The following is a 15,892-nucleotide window of genomic DNA, read 5'->3' on the forward strand; positions in this document are numbered from 1 at the left end:
CCCGCCTCAGTCTGTGGTCACCAGCACCGGCTGCTGTGCTGGTGTGGGTCTATGAAATAGCCGCTCAAGCCACAAGTATATGACCGGCGTAGTGAACAGCGTCAGCGCCTGGCTCACCAGCAAGCCGCCGACCACCGCAATACCCAATGGCTGACGCAGTTCGGCGCCGGTGCCGTAGCCGATCATCAACGGCAAGGCGCCGAGCAGGGCGGCAAGCGTGGTCATGATGATCGGCCGGAACCGTGTAAGGCAGGCCTCATGGATCGCCTCCAGCGGTGGCAGGCCACGGTTGCGCTGGGCATCCAGCGCGAAGTCGATCATCAGAATGCCGTTCTTCTTGACGATGCCGATCAGCAACACCAGCCCGATCAGCGCCATGATCGAAAAGTCCTGGCCAGAGATCCACAGCATGATCACCGCCCCGAGCCCCGCCGAGGGCAGGGTCGAGATGATCGTCAGCGGATGCACGAAGCTCTCGTACAGCACGCCAAGAATGATGTACACCGCCACCAACGCCGCCAGAATCAACCACGGCTGGCTGGCCAGCGAACTCTGGAACGCCTGGGCCGCGCCCTGGAAGTTACCGCTGATGGCGGCCGGCATACCGATGTCAGCCTTGGCCTGGTTGAGCATGATCACCGCATCACCCAACGCCACGCCGGATGCCAAGTTGAATGACAGGTTGGCCGCCGGGAACATCCCGTCGTGAGCGATGGACAGCGGGCCGATGGTCGGTGCATCGAATTTCGCCAGGGCCGACAGCGGCACCATTTCCCCACTCAGCGGCGAGCGCAGGTAGAAATAGTTGAGGCTTTCGGCCTTGCCGCGCTGTTTGGTGTCCAGTTCCAGAATCACGTTGTACTGGTTGGTCTGGGTCTGGAATTCATTGATTTGCCGCTGACCGAAGGCGTCGTACAGCGCCTCGTCGACATCGCTGGCGGTCAGGCCGAAACGCGCCGCGGCGCTGCGGTCGATGCTGATGTGGGTGATGCTGCCGCCCAGTTGCAAGTCGTTGGAAATGTCGCGGAACGCCGGGTTGCTGCGCAGTTTTTCCGTCAAGCGCTGGGTCCAGGTACTCAGGAGGGCACCGTCGTTGCTCTTGAGCACATATTGGTACTGGGCGCGGCTCGGGCCGGAGCTGAGGTTGATGTCTTGCCCGGCGCGCAGGTACAGCACGATGCCCGGGACTTTCATCAGTTGCGGGCGAATCCGGTCGATGAACTGGCTGGCGGACACATCGCGGTCGCCACGTTTTTTCAGCGAAATCCAGAAGCGGCCGTTGGCGATGGTCTGGTTGCTGCCTGAAACGCCGACCGAGTGCGAGAACGTCTCGACGGCGGGGTCGGCGGCGACGATTTCGGCCATCGCCAAGTGTTTTTTCACCATGTCGCCGTAGGAAATATCTGCAGCTGCTTCGGTGGTGCCGAGGACGAATCCGGTGTCCTGTATCGGGAAGAAGCCTTTGGGGATGAAGATGTAACCGGCAATGGCCAGCCCCAGCGACAGGCCGAACACACCGATCATCAATGTCTGATGGGCGAGGGCGCGGCGCAGGCCCTTATCGTACAGCGCCAGCAAGCGCTCGCCGAAACCCGGCTTGCTGTGGGCATGATGCACCGGTGCGCGCATGAACAGCGCGGCCAGCGTCGGTGCCAGGGTCAGGGACACCACCACCGAAATCAGGATGGTCGAGGTCGCGGTCAAGGCGAACTCCTTGAACAGCCGCCCGACCACGCCGCCCATGAACAGCAGCGGAATGAACGCCGCCACCAGCGAGAAACTGATCGAGACCACGGTAAAACCGATCTCGCCGGCGCCTTTGATCGCCGCCTCGCGCATGCCGTCGCCGGCCTCCAGGTGCCGGTGAATGTTTTCCACCACCACAATCGCATCGTCGACCACAAACCCGACGGACACCACGATCGCCACCAGCGTCAGGTTATTCAGGCTGAAGCCCATGATGTACATCAGGGCGAAACTGGCAGTCAGCGACACACCGAGCACCGCTGTCACGATCAGGGTCGCCGACAGTTGCCGCAGGAACAGCGCCATCACCGCCACCACCAGCAGGATCGCGATCAGCAGGGTGACTTCCACTTCATGCAGCGAGGCGCGGATGGTCTGGGTGCGGTCGATCAACACCTTGACCTGCACCGAGGCCGGCAACATGGCATTCAGCGTCGGCAGGGCCGCTTGAATACGATCAACGGTCTCGACGATGTTGGCGCTCGGTTGCCGGAAAATCACCAGGTTCACCCCCGGCTGGCCGTCAGCCCAGGCCTGGATGTAGGCATCTTCTGAACCGTTGACCACTTTGGCCACGTCCTTGAGATGAACTGGGGCACCGTTCTTGTAGGAAACGATGAGTTGGCTGTAATCCTCGGGGTGGAACAACTGGTCGTTGGTGGACAGGGTCGAGATGCTCGACTCGCCGTACAACGCACCTTTGGCCTGGTTGAGGCTGGTTTGCTGGATCGCCAGGCGAATGTCCGCCAGGGTCAGGCCAATGGCGGCGAGTTTGTCCGCCGAGGCCTGCACGCGAATCGCCGGACGTTGCTGACCGGTGATATTGACTTGGCCTACACCGTCGATCTGACTGATCTGACGGGCGAGCAGGGTTTCTACCAGATCGCTGAGTTCGGTGCCGGGCATTTGCGGTGAATTGATGCTGAGGATCAGCACCGGGCTGTCGGCCGGGTTGACCTTGCGCCAGGTCGGCAGGTTCGGCATGTCTTTGGGCAGTTTGCCGGCGGCGGTGTTGATCGCGGCCTGGACTTCCTGGGCGGCGGTGTCGATGCTTTTGTCGAGGGTGAATTGCAGGGTCAGGATTGTTGAGCCCAAGGCGCTGCTCGAGGTCATCTGGGTTACGCCGGGGATGGCGCTGAATTGCACTTCAAGCGGCGTGGCCACCGATGAGGCCATGGTCTCCGGGTTGGCGCCGGGCAGCTGCGCGGCCACCTGAATGGTCGGGAATTCCGCTTCCGGCAGTGGCGCAATCGACAGTCGCGGGAAGGCGATGACGCCGAGCAATATAAGGGCAAAGGTCAGCAGGACCGTCGCCACCGGATGATCGATGCACCACGCGGAAATGGAACCGTGGCCCTTCATGGTTTTGGCTCCGATTGGACCACTTGCGGTGGCTCGCTCAGTACCTGAACCGTCGAGCCGGGTTTGAGCCTCGATTGGCCGTCGCTGACCAGCACGTCGCCCGGTTTAACGCCTTTGATAATGTCCTGGCCGCTGCCTTGATAGACCATTTGCACCTGCACGGCTTCGACCTTGTCGCCGTTGACCCTGTACACGAAATGTTGATCGAGCCCGCGTTGTACGACCGTGGGCGGCACCACCAGCGCATTTTTATCCAGCGCTGTCTGAATCTTTACCGTCACCAGCAGGCCCGGCCAGAGTTTCTGTGCGGGGTTGGCGAATTCGGCCTTGGCGCGGATGGTGCCGGTGTTGGCGTTGATCTGGTTGTCGATCAGGGTCAGGTGACCTTCGCCCAGCAGGTTGCCGGTTTCACCGTCAGTGTCGGCGCCGATGTAAGCCTTGACCGGTGCTTGCTGTGGATTGTTGATCAGGCCTTGCAGGGTCGGCAGCATTTGCTGCGGCAGGGAAAACTCCACGGCGATCGGGTCGATCTGGGTCACTGTGAACAAGCCTTGGGTGTCGGTCATGCGCAGGAAGTTGCCTTCATCCACCGTGCGAATACCAACGCGACCGGTGACTGGCGAGCGAATCTGTGTGTAGGAAAGCTGTACCAGAGCGGCGTCGATCGAGGCCTGATTGCCTTGGGCGGTGGCTTTGAGTTGGTTGACCAGGGCTTGTTGCTGGTCGTAGGTCTGCTTGGACACGCCGTCGTCGACACTGAGCAGTTTGTAGCGTTTGAGGTTGACCTGGGCCACTTGCAGTTGCGCCTGGCTTTCGCCCAGTTGCGCCCGGGCCTGGTCGAGGCTGGCGCGGATCGAGCGGTCATCGAGGGTGGCCAGCAGGTCGCCCTGGTTCACCAGTTGGCCTTCCTTGACCAGCAGTTTGGTGAGGATGCCGTCGATTTGCGGGCGCACGACCACGCTGTGCAAGGACAACACCGAGCCGATGCCGCTGACGTAGCAGGGCACATCTTTTTCAGCGACGCTGACCACCCGCACGGGGATGGCGCTGGGGGCGGCCAGTTTGGCGGTGGTGGGTTTGGTGGCGTACCAAACGCCCGTCGCTGCCAAGGCGATCAGAAGGGCGGCGAGCAGGGCGGTTTTTTTCTGAATTCGCATGCGAGTGGGGCGCCGGGCTGAGTGGTCTGGTTTTGTCAGGTTTATACCTTCCTTTATAAACCTGTTCGCCGGTCAGGAGCGTGACTGGTAACTGACGGCGCTGTCAGTTTGGACCGGGATCTTGTTTTGATCTTGGCGGCCTTATAGCCGACCAAGCTCTTACTTACGGAGTACATATCCATTTCTGCGGTAACGGCAGCTGGCGGTTTCGCCCTTACGGCGACTCCCTTTTTTACAAGCGCCTAAAAAAGGAAGCAAAAAACGCTCGCCCCAAGCGTCCGGCCCCTCGCTAAGGCTCGGGGTTCCTTCGCTCCGGTATCCATCTGGGGGCATCGCCCTACGGTTGGCTTCGCTTCAACCTACATGCGATGGGTTCGACTGCGTCGAACGGCGCTGCGCGCCAATCCCCAGATGAACACCTGCGCTCAGCCTCCCGAAGGGGCGGGTGAATCAAGATCAAAAGCGGCAGGCGAGCTAACGCTCGACCTGTTGAGTGGTGAAGGGCAGAGGTGTGCGCCGCTTCACCGTAGGAGCGAGCGGTGCGGCGATCCGACTTGCCCGCGAAGGCGGCCTGACAGCCGACCAATCCATAGCGGGTGTACACAAACCTATGTAGGAGCTGCCGAAGGCTGCGATCTTTTGACGTTGGTTTTCAAGATCAAAAGATCGCAGCCTTCGGCAGCTCCTACGCAAAGCGGTGTCAGGCGTGGGTTGTGGGGCGCAATGCCTTCCGCGTTCCGCTTTTGAATGTTTAATCGATGTGTCAGAACGCAGACCTTTCCCACACATCTTTCAGGTTGTCCGTCGGAAGCGGGCTCTCTAGTCTTTGGCTGTCGCTGACAATTCAGCGACCGGGCGTGAGATCCCCGGCAATTAGTATGCATCTAGCGCCAATACCACCATAATTGGCGCCAGCTTATCCGCTGCCTGTAAATGCGTTATGGCAGCTGTGTGCGGGCAGACTTCGGTCTGGCCGGTTGCCTGCTACCGGTGGATCTCACTCTGCACATAGCTGCCACCTCTTCGTCGCTTGAGATCCGGCGAGTGGTGGCACCCATTCCAGCAGGAGTTTCCATGGATAAGTTAGTCCCCGATCCACCCTTCAACACCACCACCACACCCACCGCCGAAGCCTCGCGCGCCGAAGAATTACTCAAAGACCGCGAAGCCATAAAACGCGCCCTCGACTACTACCTCGATCCCCCAACGCCCTACACCGAAAAAAAACGCCGCCCCAGCACCATGTTCATGGTCGCCCCGAATATGGATACCGAAAGCCTCTTGGCCCACGCCTACGAATCGTTAGCCACGGCGAGTGTCCTGGCCAGCGATTTCTCCAACGACCTGACTGGCCCGCAGCGCTACACGGCGCTGGCGATTCAACAGAGCATCATGCTGGCGGAGCTGGCGGTGAACCGGGCGCTGGATAACGTCGATCCGGCGTAGACTGCGTTATCGTTCATCGCGAGCAGGCTTGCGATGGCGGTTGGTCAGTCGGCACAAAACCCGACTGACCAGCTGCAGCCTGCAGCCTCCGACACAGGTATACTGCCGCCTTTCGTGGCTCGCCTACCGGGCCCGACTCTTTAGCATCACCCGGAGCTTTCATGACTTCCCCGACACAACCGCCGGTTGCCGACGCTTTGCGCGACGACCAGGCAGACCTGCCCGACAGCGTCGACTCCAGCGCCGACAGCGAAACCAAAGCGGCGATCCCGGCGTTCAAGTTTCCGTTCAAGCCGGGCGAACTGGCCGCCGCGAAGAGCGCCAGCCAGCCTTGGTACAAGAATGGCGCCAAGAACGGCCACACCAAGACCCCGGGCGCAGCGCCTCCCGGCACTCGTCGTTCGATGGGCAAACGCTGACCGCCAGGCGTTTTTTGTCGGTAGCAGTTCCTTCTGTCATTGAGACAATTCCCACAAGGATGAGCGATTTGTCCTCTGGGAAGTCGGTGACCACTCATCAAAGATTCATGTCCCTGAATGCTTGATGACGGTCACCGAAATGCCTTTGGTAAAAATCTTCTCCCTGTTGTCGCTGGTGGTCCTGACCGCCGGCTGTGTTTCGTCTGCGGCCAATCCACAGATCCGTTTCGGGGTCGAGGCCCTGGTTCCCCCCTTCGAGAGTCGCAACGACAAAGGTGAGCTGGTCGGATTGAACATCGAACTGGGTAATGCGCTATGCGCCGAGCTCAAAAAACGCTGTGTCTGGGTTGATCAGGATTACGCCACCAACATCCCGGCCCTGGAGGCCAACCATTTCGATGTGATCATGCCCATGACGGCAACGCCGGCGCGTCGAGAACGGCTCGACTTCACCGATAATCTTTATCCCTTGAACAGCCGTCTGGTGGCGCGTACAGGGGCGAATCTGCAGCCGGATGCGCAATCGCTCAAAGGCAAGCGTGTCGGCGTTCTGACAGGCACCAGCCGTGAGGCGTTCGCCAAGGCCCGTTGGGCTCCGGCGGGAGTGACGGTGCGCAGTTTCAATTTCAACAGTCAACTGATAGCCAGCCTGCTGGCGGGTGAGATCGACGTGACCCTGCAAGACTCGATTGAGATCACCCAGGCGTTTTTAAGTCAGCCTCAGGGGCAAGGATTTGATTTTTCCGGGCCTGCGCTCAAGGACCCCATGCTGGGCAGTGGCGTGGCGATGGCTGTGCGCCAATCCGACACCGCCTTGCGCGATGAGCTGAATGCGGCCCTTGAGCGTCTCAAGCAGAATGGCCAGTACCAGGCGATTACCGGGCGTTACCTGCCTCGCTAAGAGGTTAAAAAAACCGCTGCGCAAGGACACTGCGCGGCGGTTTGGCGGTTCAGGCCGCCCGCAACGAAATAAACGCATAGTTCAGCGGCGCTTCAGTCACCACCTGCGCCCCGGCCGCCAGCACTTGCCCGGCGATATCATCGCCAGACACATGAAACAGCCATTCACCGCCCGCCCCGGCCTGCGATTGCTGCGCCACCTGATCGATCACCATGGCAAACGCGGTCATGTCCGGCAGATAAGCGGTAAACCCATCGCCCTTCAGCGCTGTCGTTCGAATCCCCAATAGCGCGCAAATCGCATCCTTGGCCTGAATCTCGTCGCGATCCGCCTGGCGGGAGCGCTGGATCAATCCTGCCAATTCCTGATCGACCAGTTCACCGCCAACAATCAGATCCGGGCCTTTTTCCCATGACTCGGGCGGGCAATCCTTTGTTGCCGGGTTGAGCGGGATATGCGGGTTGATTTCCATCGGATAGATGCGGCACACCAGCGGGCGGCGTTCGTAGATGCGGCAGAGGTTGTCTTCGTCAAGATTCCGGCAGGGGCCGACGTTGTAGGCGGCGAAGGTGATCGCCACGTGCGCTTCGCAGGTGCCGCTGCGAACCAGCGCCGAACGGCGTTCGGCGTGTTCGCGTTGTTGTGCTGGCAGGCCCAGGCCGTTGGCGAGAAAGGCTTCCACCAGCACGATCACCTGGCCGCCATCGGCCGCCCACATGCGGGCTTCGGCCAGTGTCAGGGGCACGTGGTGGTCGGTGCAGCATTTGCCACAACCTACGCAGGAAAACGGTGTATTCATTGAACGGCCAGTGACCTGTGAGGGTATGAAACGGCGACAGAAAGCCACCGCAAAGGCCTGTGCCAAAGCAAGTTATGCGCCATTCACTGAGCTTTTGTGGTTGGACGGATGGAGTCCCATTCGGTGACGTAGGCGGTTTTGCTTTTCTTGTTGTAGAGGCACAGCTCGGTGCCTTGCTGGCCTTTCATGTGTTTTTGCGGGTACTGGCCTTGCAGCAGGAGTGCGGCATAACCGACCCGGTCATCGAACTGCGCGGCATTGCCGACGGGTTGGGGGTTTTTCAGGCCGCTGGCCTTGGTGCAACCGGCGAGCACGGCTTTGTCGAAGGCGGCCCAGGCATCGGGGCTGGAGGCGTGGGCCTGGGCGGCGAGGGTGGTGAGACAGAGGAAGGTCAGGGTGGTGGCTTTCATGATCAGGCATCCTTGGCGTGTAGTGGTCAAGGTCGGAGTATGCCTGATGGTTTGCTCGCGAAAGCGGTGTATCAGACAGGCACCGGCTCCCGCCGGACCACATACATCCCGGCACTTTCATACAAACCCCGCGCCCGAAGGTTGTCTTCCCGCACCTTCAAATCCACAAAACCTTCGCGGCGCTGCGCAAACACCTTGAAAGTATGGAGCAGCAGCGCACGGCCAAGTCCGAGGCCTCGAGCACGCGGGTGCACCACCAAATCCTTGATGTAGGCACTGGTCCAGCACTGGGCGACGCCGACGATGCCTTCGGCATCCAGAGCGATGAAGCACAGGGTCGGATCGTACTCAGGATCGGCTTCAAACCGCTGTTGCCAGACTTCCAGCGCCGGTACGCGGCCGCCGCCATCCCGATAGCCCAGTTCCATCAAGTGATGAACGGCTTCGGCAAGTTCGGGACGGTACTCGGTCAGCTCAACGCCATTTGGCCAAGTGGAAAGCGGCACATCCTCAGCGAGGTTGCGCCGCATCAGAAAGCAAAATTCCTCGGCCAACACTCAGTGACCTTGTTCGGCGACGACCCTGGCCGCCTCGATCAGGCACTTGGTCAGTTCTGGCGAGGAGAACTTGGTCAGCACCCCGTTGGCCCCGGCCAGTCGAGCCTTCTCGCTGTTCATCGCGCTGTCCAGCGAGGTGTGCAGCAACACGTAGAGGTGCGAGAAGTCCGGGGTTTCGCGCAAGGTGCGGGTGAAGGCATAGCCGTCCATCTCCGACATTTCGATGTCCGAGACGATCAGGTTGATCTGCTGGGCGGTGCCTTGCAGGTCCAGCAGACAATCGATGGCTTCCTTGGCACTGCGCGCAGTGTGGCATTGCAGGCCGAGGTTGCGCAGGGTGTGCACCGATTGTTGCAGGGCGACCTGGCTGTCATCGACCACCAGAATCCGTGCATTGCCCAGTACTTCAGCCTCTTCCATGCTCAGTTCGGTCGGGGCCATTTCGATCTGCGCCGGCGCAATGCCGTGGATGACCTTTTCGATATCCAGTACTTGCACCAGGGTGCCGTCGACCGACGTCACGCCGGTGATGTACGAGCGCACGCCGCCAGAGCCGAAGGGTGGTGGGCGGATGTCGGTGGTCAGGCAGTGGACGATCTTGCTCACCGCCTGAACGTGCAGGCCCTGTTTGGAGCGGCTGACGTCGGTGACGATCAGGCAGCCACCGTTCGGGTCTTCCAGCGGTCGTTCGCCGATGGCGCGGCTCAGGTCGATCACCGACAACGACGCGCCGCGCAGGGTGGCGATGCCTTTGACGTGGGGATGCGACTCCGGCAGCTTGGTCAGCGGCGGGCAGGGGATGATTTCGCTGACTTTCAGCAGGTTGATCGCCATCAGCTTGCCGCTGCGCAAGGTAAACAGCAGAAGCGAAAGTGAATCTGCGCGGGCTTTGTTGGAAGACATAAAAACCTTCTGTGGAAAAGGTGAGGCGATTATGAGCATCGCCAACAGCTATCGATGCCGGGTTATCGACTTGTTATAGGCTGGCTTTAGCACCAATAAAGGTTGGGTAGATCAAAAGATCGCAGCCTCCGGCAGCTCCTACAGGGAAATGCGATCGGCGTAGGAGCTGCCGAAGGCTGCGATCTTTGCTTATTTCATACCCAGCCGCTTGGCCATCCGCCCCAGGTTCGCCCGATCCAGACCCAACTCCCGCGCCGCGCTGGCCCAGTTGTGGTGGTGCCGTTCCAGGCAAGCGCTGATCAGTTGGCGCTGATAGTGCTCGGTGGCTTCACGCAAATCCCCTGGAATCAACTCTGCTACCGGCGCAGCGACCACGGGTTCCGCTGCCTGTTCTACGCCGCTATTGGGCAAATCCAGATCCGCCGCGCTCAAGCTGAGAATCTTTGGCCGTTGCGTGCAATTACCCAGCGCCTTCAACGCGCTGCGGCCAATCAAGTGCTCAAGCTCCCGCACGTTCCCCGGCCAACCATACCCCAACAATGCCGCTTGGGCATCGCTGGTCAGGCGCAGGCTGTTGAGGCCCATGCGTGAGCGGTTTTGCTCCAGGAAGTAGCCGCTGAGCAACAGCACATCCCGACCGCGATCTCGCAGCGCAGGCACCAGCAACGGGTAAACGCTCAGGCGATGATAGAAGTCGGCGCGGTAGCGGCCGCTGCGTACTTCCTCGGCCAGGTCGCGGTTGGTCGCCGCGATCAGCCGCACGTCGACCTGATGTTCCTTGTCCGACCCCAGCCGCTGCAATTGCCCGCTCTGCAGCACCCTGAGCAATTTGGCCTGCACCGCCAGCGACAGTTCGCCCACTTCATCGAGGAACAACGTGCCGCCATTGGCCAGTTCGAACTTGCCGCGACGATCGTTCATCGCGCCGGTGAAGGCGCCACGCACATGGCCGAACAGTTCGCTCTCCACCAGGGTGTCCGGCAGGGCGGCGCAGTTGAGGCTGATGATTGGTTTGTCGGCCCGGGGCGACGCGGCGTGAATGGCCTGCGCCACCAGCTCTTTGCCGACCCCAGTTTCGCCAGTGATCAGCACCGTCAGATCGCTGCCGCCCACCAGGTTGATCTCTTCCACCAGGCGTTTGTAAGCCTTGCTCTGGCCGATCATTTCGCGGCTCTGCTGGCCGCTGGCCTGTCGGTAAACCTCGGCGCGTTGATGTTCGTCTTCGGCGCGATTGGCCAGCCGTTCGATGCGCTCGGCGGCGTTTACGGTGGCGGCGGCGAGGCTGGCGAAGGCTTGCAGGGCGTCCAGTTCGATCGGTTCAAAACGTTCAGGGTCAAGGGCGTCGAGGGTCAGCAAACCCCACGGGCGCTCGTCGATAAACAGCGGGCAGCCCATGCAGTCGTGGACTTCCAAATGCTCGTGCAGGCCATCGACCAGGCCGTCATAAGGGTCGGGCAAGTCGCTGTCGGCGGCGAAGCGGGTCGGGCCGGGACTGCTGAGCAGCACTTCGAAGCGCGGGTGTTCGCTGATCTTGAAGCGTCGGCCGAGGGTATCGGTGCTCAACCCGTCCACGGCCAGCGGCACCAGCCATTCGCCGTCGAGTCGCAGCAGGGCGGCGGCGTCGCAAGGGAGCAGGGCGCGCATGGCTTCGAGCAGGCGCCGATAGCGCTCGCCTTCGGGTAGCTCGCGGGACAGGTCGGAGACCAGGGGCAGCAGGGTCGTGAGCAGTAATTTTGCAGTCATAATGACTCCGTGTAGTCGCTATGACTATAAATCGATGTGTGTCGATATGACTACTTTGTTTTTAACTGTTTGATTTATAAGGTTTTAATTGTTGGCATGGAAACTGATAAGCAAAGGGTATTCATATAAAGCCCAGGAGTTGCTCTTATGCTTAGCGTTCAAGACCGTGCCATCATCAAATCCACCGTGCCGCTGTTGGAAAGCGGTGGCGAAGCGTTGATCACTCACTTCTATCGCATGATGCTCTCCGAATACCCGGAAGTCCGCCCGCTGTTCAACCAGGCCCACCAGGCCAGCGGCGATCAGCCTCGCGCCTTGGCCAACGGTGTATTGATGTACGCGCGGCACATCGATCAGCTCGATCAGTTGGGCGACCTGGTGGCCAAGATCATCAACAAGCACGTGGCCCTGCAAATCCTCCCGGAACATTACCCGATCGTGGGCAGCTGCCTGTTGCGGGCAATCTCTGAAGTACTGGGCGACGAAATTGCCACGCCTGAAGTGATGAGCGCCTGGGGCGCGGCCTACAACCAACTGGCCGAAATCCTGATCGGTGCCGAAGCCAGTATCTACGACCAGAAAGCCCAGGCACCGGGCGGCTGGCGCGGCGCGCGGGAATTCATCGTGGCGGCCAAAGTCGAGGAAAGTTCGGAAATCACTTCGTTCTACTTCGAGCCGGCGGATAAAGGGCCGATTCTCGCGGCCGAGCCCGGCCAGTACATCGGCATGAAATTGATCCTCGATGGTGAGGAAATCCGGCGTAACTATTCGCTGTCGGCGCTGGCGAACAAGGGCCAGTACCGCATCAGCGTCAAGCGCGAAACTGGTGGCCGCGCCTCCAACCATTTGCACGATCAACTGCACGTCGGCGCGAGCATCATGCTGTTCCCGCCAGCGGGCGACTTCACCCTGACCGCCAGCGACAAACCGCTGGTGCTGATCAGTGGCGGTGTCGGCATCACCCCGACACTGGCGATGCTCGAAGCGGCGCTGGCGACCGAGCGGCCGGTGCACTTTATCCACTGTGCGCGCAATGGCAGCGTGCATGCCTTCCGCGACTGGATCGACGGGCTGGCCGAACGTCATCCGCAGCTCAAGCGCTTCTATTGCTACGCCGAAGACGATGGCGTCAGCCCGGCGGCGGACAAGGTTGGCCTGCTGAGCCAGGAGCAACTCGGCGAGTGGTTGCCGCAGCAGCGCGATGTCGATGCTTACTTCCTGGGGCCTAAAGGCTTCATGTCGGCGATCAAGCGTCACCTCAAGGCCTTGGGTGTGCCGGAGAAACAAAGCCGTTACGAGTTCTTCGGGCCGGCTGCGGCGTTGGAGTAAACGGTTGCGGCGACTCGGGAGACCGAGTCGCCTTCATCGCGGGCAAGCCCGGCTCCCACAGGATTGTTGTCGATCACAAACGTTGTGTACGACATCTATGCTGTGGGAGCCGGGCTTGCCCGCGATAGCGGCACCACGATCCTAATTCGTAAAAAACGCTTAAAGGTTAATCCGTTCTTAACCGGTTTATCGTTTATTCCCCGATGCTGATGATAGGCGCTCGTTCGTTTACATGATCAGGATCGCCCCATGACTCACATCATCTTCTCCTGCCGTTCAACCCTGGCCGGCCTCAGCCTGACCGCTGCGCTGCTGGCGAGTCCCTTTGCTTGCGCCGAGCCAGCCTTGCTCCAGCCGCAATCCCTGATCGTCGATCAGAGCCTGCCCAAGGCGCAGCGCGATTCCATGGAATTGGCCGCCCGGCGTTATGGCAGCTTCTGGAATACCGGGGAGGAGGCGTTGGCCAAGGCGGCCTTGTCGGAACAGTTCGTCGACAAGACCCCGCCCGAAGGCCGGGTTCAGGGGCCAACCGGGCCGCTGCTGGCGTCGAAGTTCTTTCGCGCGGCGGTGCCGGACCTGAGCTGCGAGATCGAACAAATGATCATTGCCGGTGATCGGGTGGTGGTGCATTTGCACTTTCGAGGGCACTTCACCGGCCCGTTCAAGGCTCTCAAAGGTCAGGGCCAGCGTGTAGACTTCCGGGCAACCGATATCTATCAGATCGACAACGGTCGCATCGCGGCCAATTGGCATATCGAAGACAACATCAGCCTGATGCAGCAGCTGCAAGCGCAGCCGCCGGCGAGCTGATCCACGGACACAGAAGGGAAACGCGATGAGCGAGGAAACAATGCGGTTGGGACGTGAACGGCGCTATCTGGTGTTGCTGGGCATCATCTGCCTGGCGCTGATCGGTGGCGCGCTGTACATGCAAGTGGTGCTCGGCGAGGCGCCGTGCCCGCTGTGCATCTTGCAGCGCTACGCATTGCTGTTGATCGCGCTCTTCGCGTTTATCGGCGCGGCGATGCGCACCCGCCGCAGCATCACGCTGTTCGAGGCGTTGGTGGTGATCAGCGCCATCGCAGGCGTCGGGGTGGCCGGGCATCACGTCTATACCCAGCTGTACCCGGAAGTCAGCTGTGGTATCGATGTGCTGCAACCGATCGTCGACGGCCTGCCGCTGGCGAAGATCTTCCCGCTGGGCTTCCAGGTCGACGGTTTCTGCTCCACGCCGTACCCGCCGATCCTTGGTTTGTCCCTGGCACAGTGGGCGCTGACGGCGTTCGTGCTGGTCGTGGTGCTGGTGCCGCTGCTCACTTGGCGTAACCGCAAAGCGCTGCGCTGAGGCCGTCCGCCACAGCGTTGCAGGAAACAAAAAAACGCCCCGGTCCTCGTTGAGAGACCGGGGCGTTTTGCATGTTCAAAGCTCAAATGAAAAGACCTTGATGCGCGACAATTTTGGATGCGGCATGTGTGCGACATGTTGTCACAGCTCGAGTGTCGCAAGTCATTTCAAGACATGGAATCGGGACACCTCAAGGTACCCAAAACAGGCTCTGCAAGCCACTACCTCTTTCAGTGCCAATCAGCCCAAACAGGCAGTTTTAACAGGGGCTGGCGAATTGCCAAAGCCCTTGTCACATAGGGGGTAGAGCAGGGTCTGAGGCGAGCGCAGAGCCCAGGAAGCTGTCTGAACTTCGCGCGGTACACCTACATTTTTTGGTGTTTTTGTTGAGAATTAATTTCGATACCATGGCCCACTTTTGCAAAAACCGTGAATGATTGTTGCTGGAACGGATAAAAATTATTTCGGGATGAGACATGGTTTATGAATCGCTACATATCTACAATCGCCCGCACTGAATTCCCGGCACTGCTCATCCTGACTCAGGCTTATGAGTAGAACAGGGCGTCGAGAAGCCTGATGGCTTCATGCGACCCCCCATTGTCGGTGCCTTCCGACGATCCGCACCAAATGGAATTGGTCTGTAACAAGGCCCTTGACCACGAATTCGAATAAGAACACACCGCAGGCCCAGCAATTGTCGAACCGCGTCTGACGCGCGACGGGCAGGCCCTTATTCAATCCAAGAAAAATGCCAACCCTTGGCAGGGTGAAGTGTTGGCGATCAAAACCCAACTGCATTGCGCAAGCTGCTTTAGAGGTCGTGAGATGAGTAAAAACAGGTACCCCAGACTACTAGGCTTATTGCCGCTGCTCGGCACGTTGTTGCTGGGAGGCTGCAACATGACCTTGCTCGATCCCAAGGGCCAGGTCGGCCTGGATGAGCGAAACCTGATCATCACCGCAACGCTGCTGATGCTGTTGGTCGTCGTGCCGGTCATCGTCATGACGTTCCTGTTCGCCTGGAAATACCGCGCTTCCAACCAGGACGCCGTCTACACGCCAAAATGGTCCCACTCCACCAAGATCGAAATCGCGGTGTGGACTATTCCGGTACTGATCATCATTGCCCTGGGTTATGTCACCTACAAGTCGACCCACGCACTGGATCCTTACAAGCCGCTGGAATCCGACGTCAAGCCGGTCACCATTGAAGTGGTCGCGCTGGACTGGAAGTGGCTGTTCATCTACCCGGAACAAGGCATCGCCACGGTCAACAAGATCGTGTTCCCGGCGCACACCCCGATCAACTTCAAGATCACTTCCGACGCCGTGATGAACTCGTTCTTCATCCCTGCTCTGGGCGGTCAGATCTACGCGATGGCGGGCATGCAGACCAAACTGCACCTGATCGCCAACCAGAACGCTGAAATGGACGGTATCTCCGCCAACTACAGCGGCGCGGGTTTCACCGGCATGAAATTCAAAGCTATCGCCACTTCTCAGGAAGATTTCGACGCCTGGGTAAGCGAAGTCAAAAAGGCACCTAAACAGCTTGAACAAGCTGAATACGCAGCCCTGTCCAAACAAAGCCAGAACAACCCAGTCGAGCTTTACTCCTCGGTCACGCCGAACCTGTTCCAGATCATCGTCGACAAGTACGAAGGCATGAAACCGGGCAAGCCAGTGCACCACGAGAAGAAAGAGCACGAAGTGGCCGCCATGGAAGGAATGGACATGAGTTCGCATTCAGCTGCCGGGGCAGAGGAGTAAAC

13 protein-coding genes and 1 pseudogene are annotated in these 15,892 nt (G+C 60.0%); 7 read left to right on the forward strand and 7 right to left on the reverse strand.

Translation table 11 applies throughout. The features are described from left to right. Positions 1-6 precede the first annotated feature (6 nt). Positions 7-3,108 carry a multidrug efflux RND transporter permease subunit gene (locus LOY36_RS04595; RefSeq protein WP_258672405.1) on the reverse strand — a complete coding sequence of 1,034 codons (3,102 nt, stop codon included), beginning with the start codon at positions 3,106-3,108 and terminating at the stop codon, positions 7-9. After that, on the reverse strand, positions 3,105-4,265 hold the full coding sequence (locus LOY36_RS04600) for an efflux RND transporter periplasmic adaptor subunit (RefSeq protein WP_258672406.1): 1,161 nt from the start codon (positions 4,263-4,265) through the stop codon (positions 3,105-3,107). Before LOY36_RS04600 ends, LOY36_RS04595 begins: the two co-directional genes overlap by 4 nt. Positions 4,266-5,339: 1,074 nt before the next feature. On the opposite strand from LOY36_RS04600, the gene LOY36_RS04605 reads away from it, so the two are divergent. The 3 genes and pseudogenes from LOY36_RS04605 to LOY36_RS04615 all read left to right on the forward strand — a co-directional run. Beyond that, positions 5,340-5,711: a DUF6124 family protein gene (locus tag LOY36_RS04605; RefSeq protein ID WP_258672407.1), complete on the forward strand. Its 372-nt coding sequence runs from the start codon at positions 5,340-5,342 to the stop codon at positions 5,709-5,711. 161 nt (positions 5,712-5,872) lie between these two features. Further along, positions 5,873-6,130: a hypothetical protein gene (locus LOY36_RS04610; protein WP_018930146.1), complete on the forward strand. Its 258-nt coding sequence runs from the start codon at positions 5,873-5,875 to the stop codon at positions 6,128-6,130. A 139-nt stretch (positions 6,131-6,269) separates the two neighbouring features. Next, a pseudogene (locus LOY36_RS04615) lies at positions 6,270-7,025 on the forward strand (transporter substrate-binding domain-containing protein); the annotation flags it as partial. Positions 7,026-7,080: 55 nt separating this feature from the next. Here the strand turns inward: LOY36_RS04615 and LOY36_RS04620 are convergent. From LOY36_RS04620 to norR, 5 genes are all read right to left on the reverse strand, one after another. Then, complete coding sequence (locus tag LOY36_RS04620; RefSeq protein ID WP_258672409.1) at positions 7,081-7,830, reverse strand: YkgJ family cysteine cluster protein; 750 nt, start codon at positions 7,828-7,830, stop codon at positions 7,081-7,083. 83 nt (positions 7,831-7,913) lie between these two features. Further along, positions 7,914-8,240: a hypothetical protein gene (locus LOY36_RS04625; RefSeq protein ID WP_258672410.1), complete on the reverse strand. Its 327-nt coding sequence runs from the start codon at positions 8,238-8,240 to the stop codon at positions 7,914-7,916. 71 nt (positions 8,241-8,311) lie between these two features. Then, complete coding sequence (locus tag LOY36_RS04630; protein ID WP_258672411.1) at positions 8,312-8,770, reverse strand: GNAT family N-acetyltransferase; 459 nt, start codon at positions 8,768-8,770, stop codon at positions 8,312-8,314. 27 nt (positions 8,771-8,797) lie between these two features. After that, a complete protein-coding gene (locus LOY36_RS04635) occupies positions 8,798-9,700 on the reverse strand; it encodes a chemotaxis protein CheV (RefSeq protein ID WP_018930150.1) in 903 nt (300 codons plus the stop codon). Between the two features lie 189 nt (positions 9,701-9,889). Further along, complete coding sequence (gene norR, locus LOY36_RS04640; protein ID WP_258672412.1) at positions 9,890-11,443, reverse strand: nitric oxide reductase transcriptional regulator NorR; 1,554 nt, start codon at positions 11,441-11,443, stop codon at positions 9,890-9,892. Positions 11,444-11,590: 147 nt separating this feature from the next. On the opposite strand from norR, the gene hmpA reads away from it, so the two are divergent. The 4 genes from hmpA (at position 11,591) to cyoA (ending at position 15,890) form a co-directional block, all read left to right on the forward strand. Beyond that, positions 11,591-12,772 carry an NO-inducible flavohemoprotein gene (gene hmpA, locus LOY36_RS04645; RefSeq protein ID WP_258672413.1) on the forward strand — a complete coding sequence of 394 codons (1,182 nt, stop codon included), beginning with the start codon at positions 11,591-11,593 and terminating at the stop codon, positions 12,770-12,772. Between the two features lie 249 nt (positions 12,773-13,021). Then, entirely contained in the window at positions 13,022-13,582 is a 561-nt protein-coding gene (locus LOY36_RS04650) for an ester cyclase (RefSeq protein ID WP_258672414.1), read from the forward strand. Between the two features lie 25 nt (positions 13,583-13,607). Then, a complete protein-coding gene (locus tag LOY36_RS04655; RefSeq protein ID WP_019582334.1) occupies positions 13,608-14,117 on the forward strand; it encodes a disulfide bond formation protein B in 510 nt (169 codons plus the stop codon). An 828-nt stretch (positions 14,118-14,945) separates the two neighbouring features. Beyond that, positions 14,946-15,890 (forward strand): ubiquinol oxidase subunit II, encoded by a 945-nt coding sequence (gene cyoA, locus LOY36_RS04660; RefSeq protein WP_026286728.1) that lies wholly within the window; start codon positions 14,946-14,948, stop codon positions 15,888-15,890. Positions 15,891-15,892: the final 2 nt, after the last annotated feature.

The sequence above is a fragment of the Pseudomonas sp. B21-019 genome, from assembly GCF_024749225.1.
In the GTDB taxonomy this organism is placed as follows: Bacteria; Pseudomonadota; Gammaproteobacteria; order Pseudomonadales; family Pseudomonadaceae; genus Aquipseudomonas.

Coding starts and splice junctions, on each gene's coding strand:
- LOY36_RS04595 (WP_258672405.1), bottom strand. CDS start 3,108: ATGAAGGGCCACGGTTCCATTTCCGCGTGGTGCATCGATCATCCGGTG.
- LOY36_RS04600 (WP_258672406.1), bottom strand. CDS start 4,265: ATGCGAATTCAGAAAAAAACCGCCCTGCTCGCCGCCCTTCTGATCGCC.
- LOY36_RS04605 (WP_258672407.1), top strand. CDS start 5,340: ATGGATAAGTTAGTCCCCGATCCACCCTTCAACACCACCACCACACCC.
- LOY36_RS04610 (WP_018930146.1), top strand. CDS start 5,873: ATGACTTCCCCGACACAACCGCCGGTTGCCGACGCTTTGCGCGACGAC.
- LOY36_RS04620 (WP_258672409.1), bottom strand. CDS start 7,830: ATGAATACACCGTTTTCCTGCGTAGGTTGTGGCAAATGCTGCACCGAC.
- LOY36_RS04625 (WP_258672410.1), bottom strand. CDS start 8,240: ATGAAAGCCACCACCCTGACCTTCCTCTGTCTCACCACCCTCGCCGCC.
- LOY36_RS04630 (WP_258672411.1), bottom strand. CDS start 8,770: ATGCGGCGCAACCTCGCTGAGGATGTGCCGCTTTCCACTTGGCCAAAT.
- LOY36_RS04635 (WP_018930150.1), bottom strand. CDS start 9,700: ATGTCTTCCAACAAAGCCCGCGCAGATTCACTTTCGCTTCTGCTGTTT.
- norR (WP_258672412.1), bottom strand. CDS start 11,443: ATGACTGCAAAATTACTGCTCACGACCCTGCTGCCCCTGGTCTCCGAC.
- hmpA (WP_258672413.1), top strand. CDS start 11,591: ATGCTTAGCGTTCAAGACCGTGCCATCATCAAATCCACCGTGCCGCTG.
- LOY36_RS04650 (WP_258672414.1), top strand. CDS start 13,022: ATGACTCACATCATCTTCTCCTGCCGTTCAACCCTGGCCGGCCTCAGC.
- LOY36_RS04655 (WP_019582334.1), top strand. CDS start 13,608: ATGAGCGAGGAAACAATGCGGTTGGGACGTGAACGGCGCTATCTGGTG.
- cyoA (WP_026286728.1), top strand. CDS start 14,946: ATGAGTAAAAACAGGTACCCCAGACTACTAGGCTTATTGCCGCTGCTC.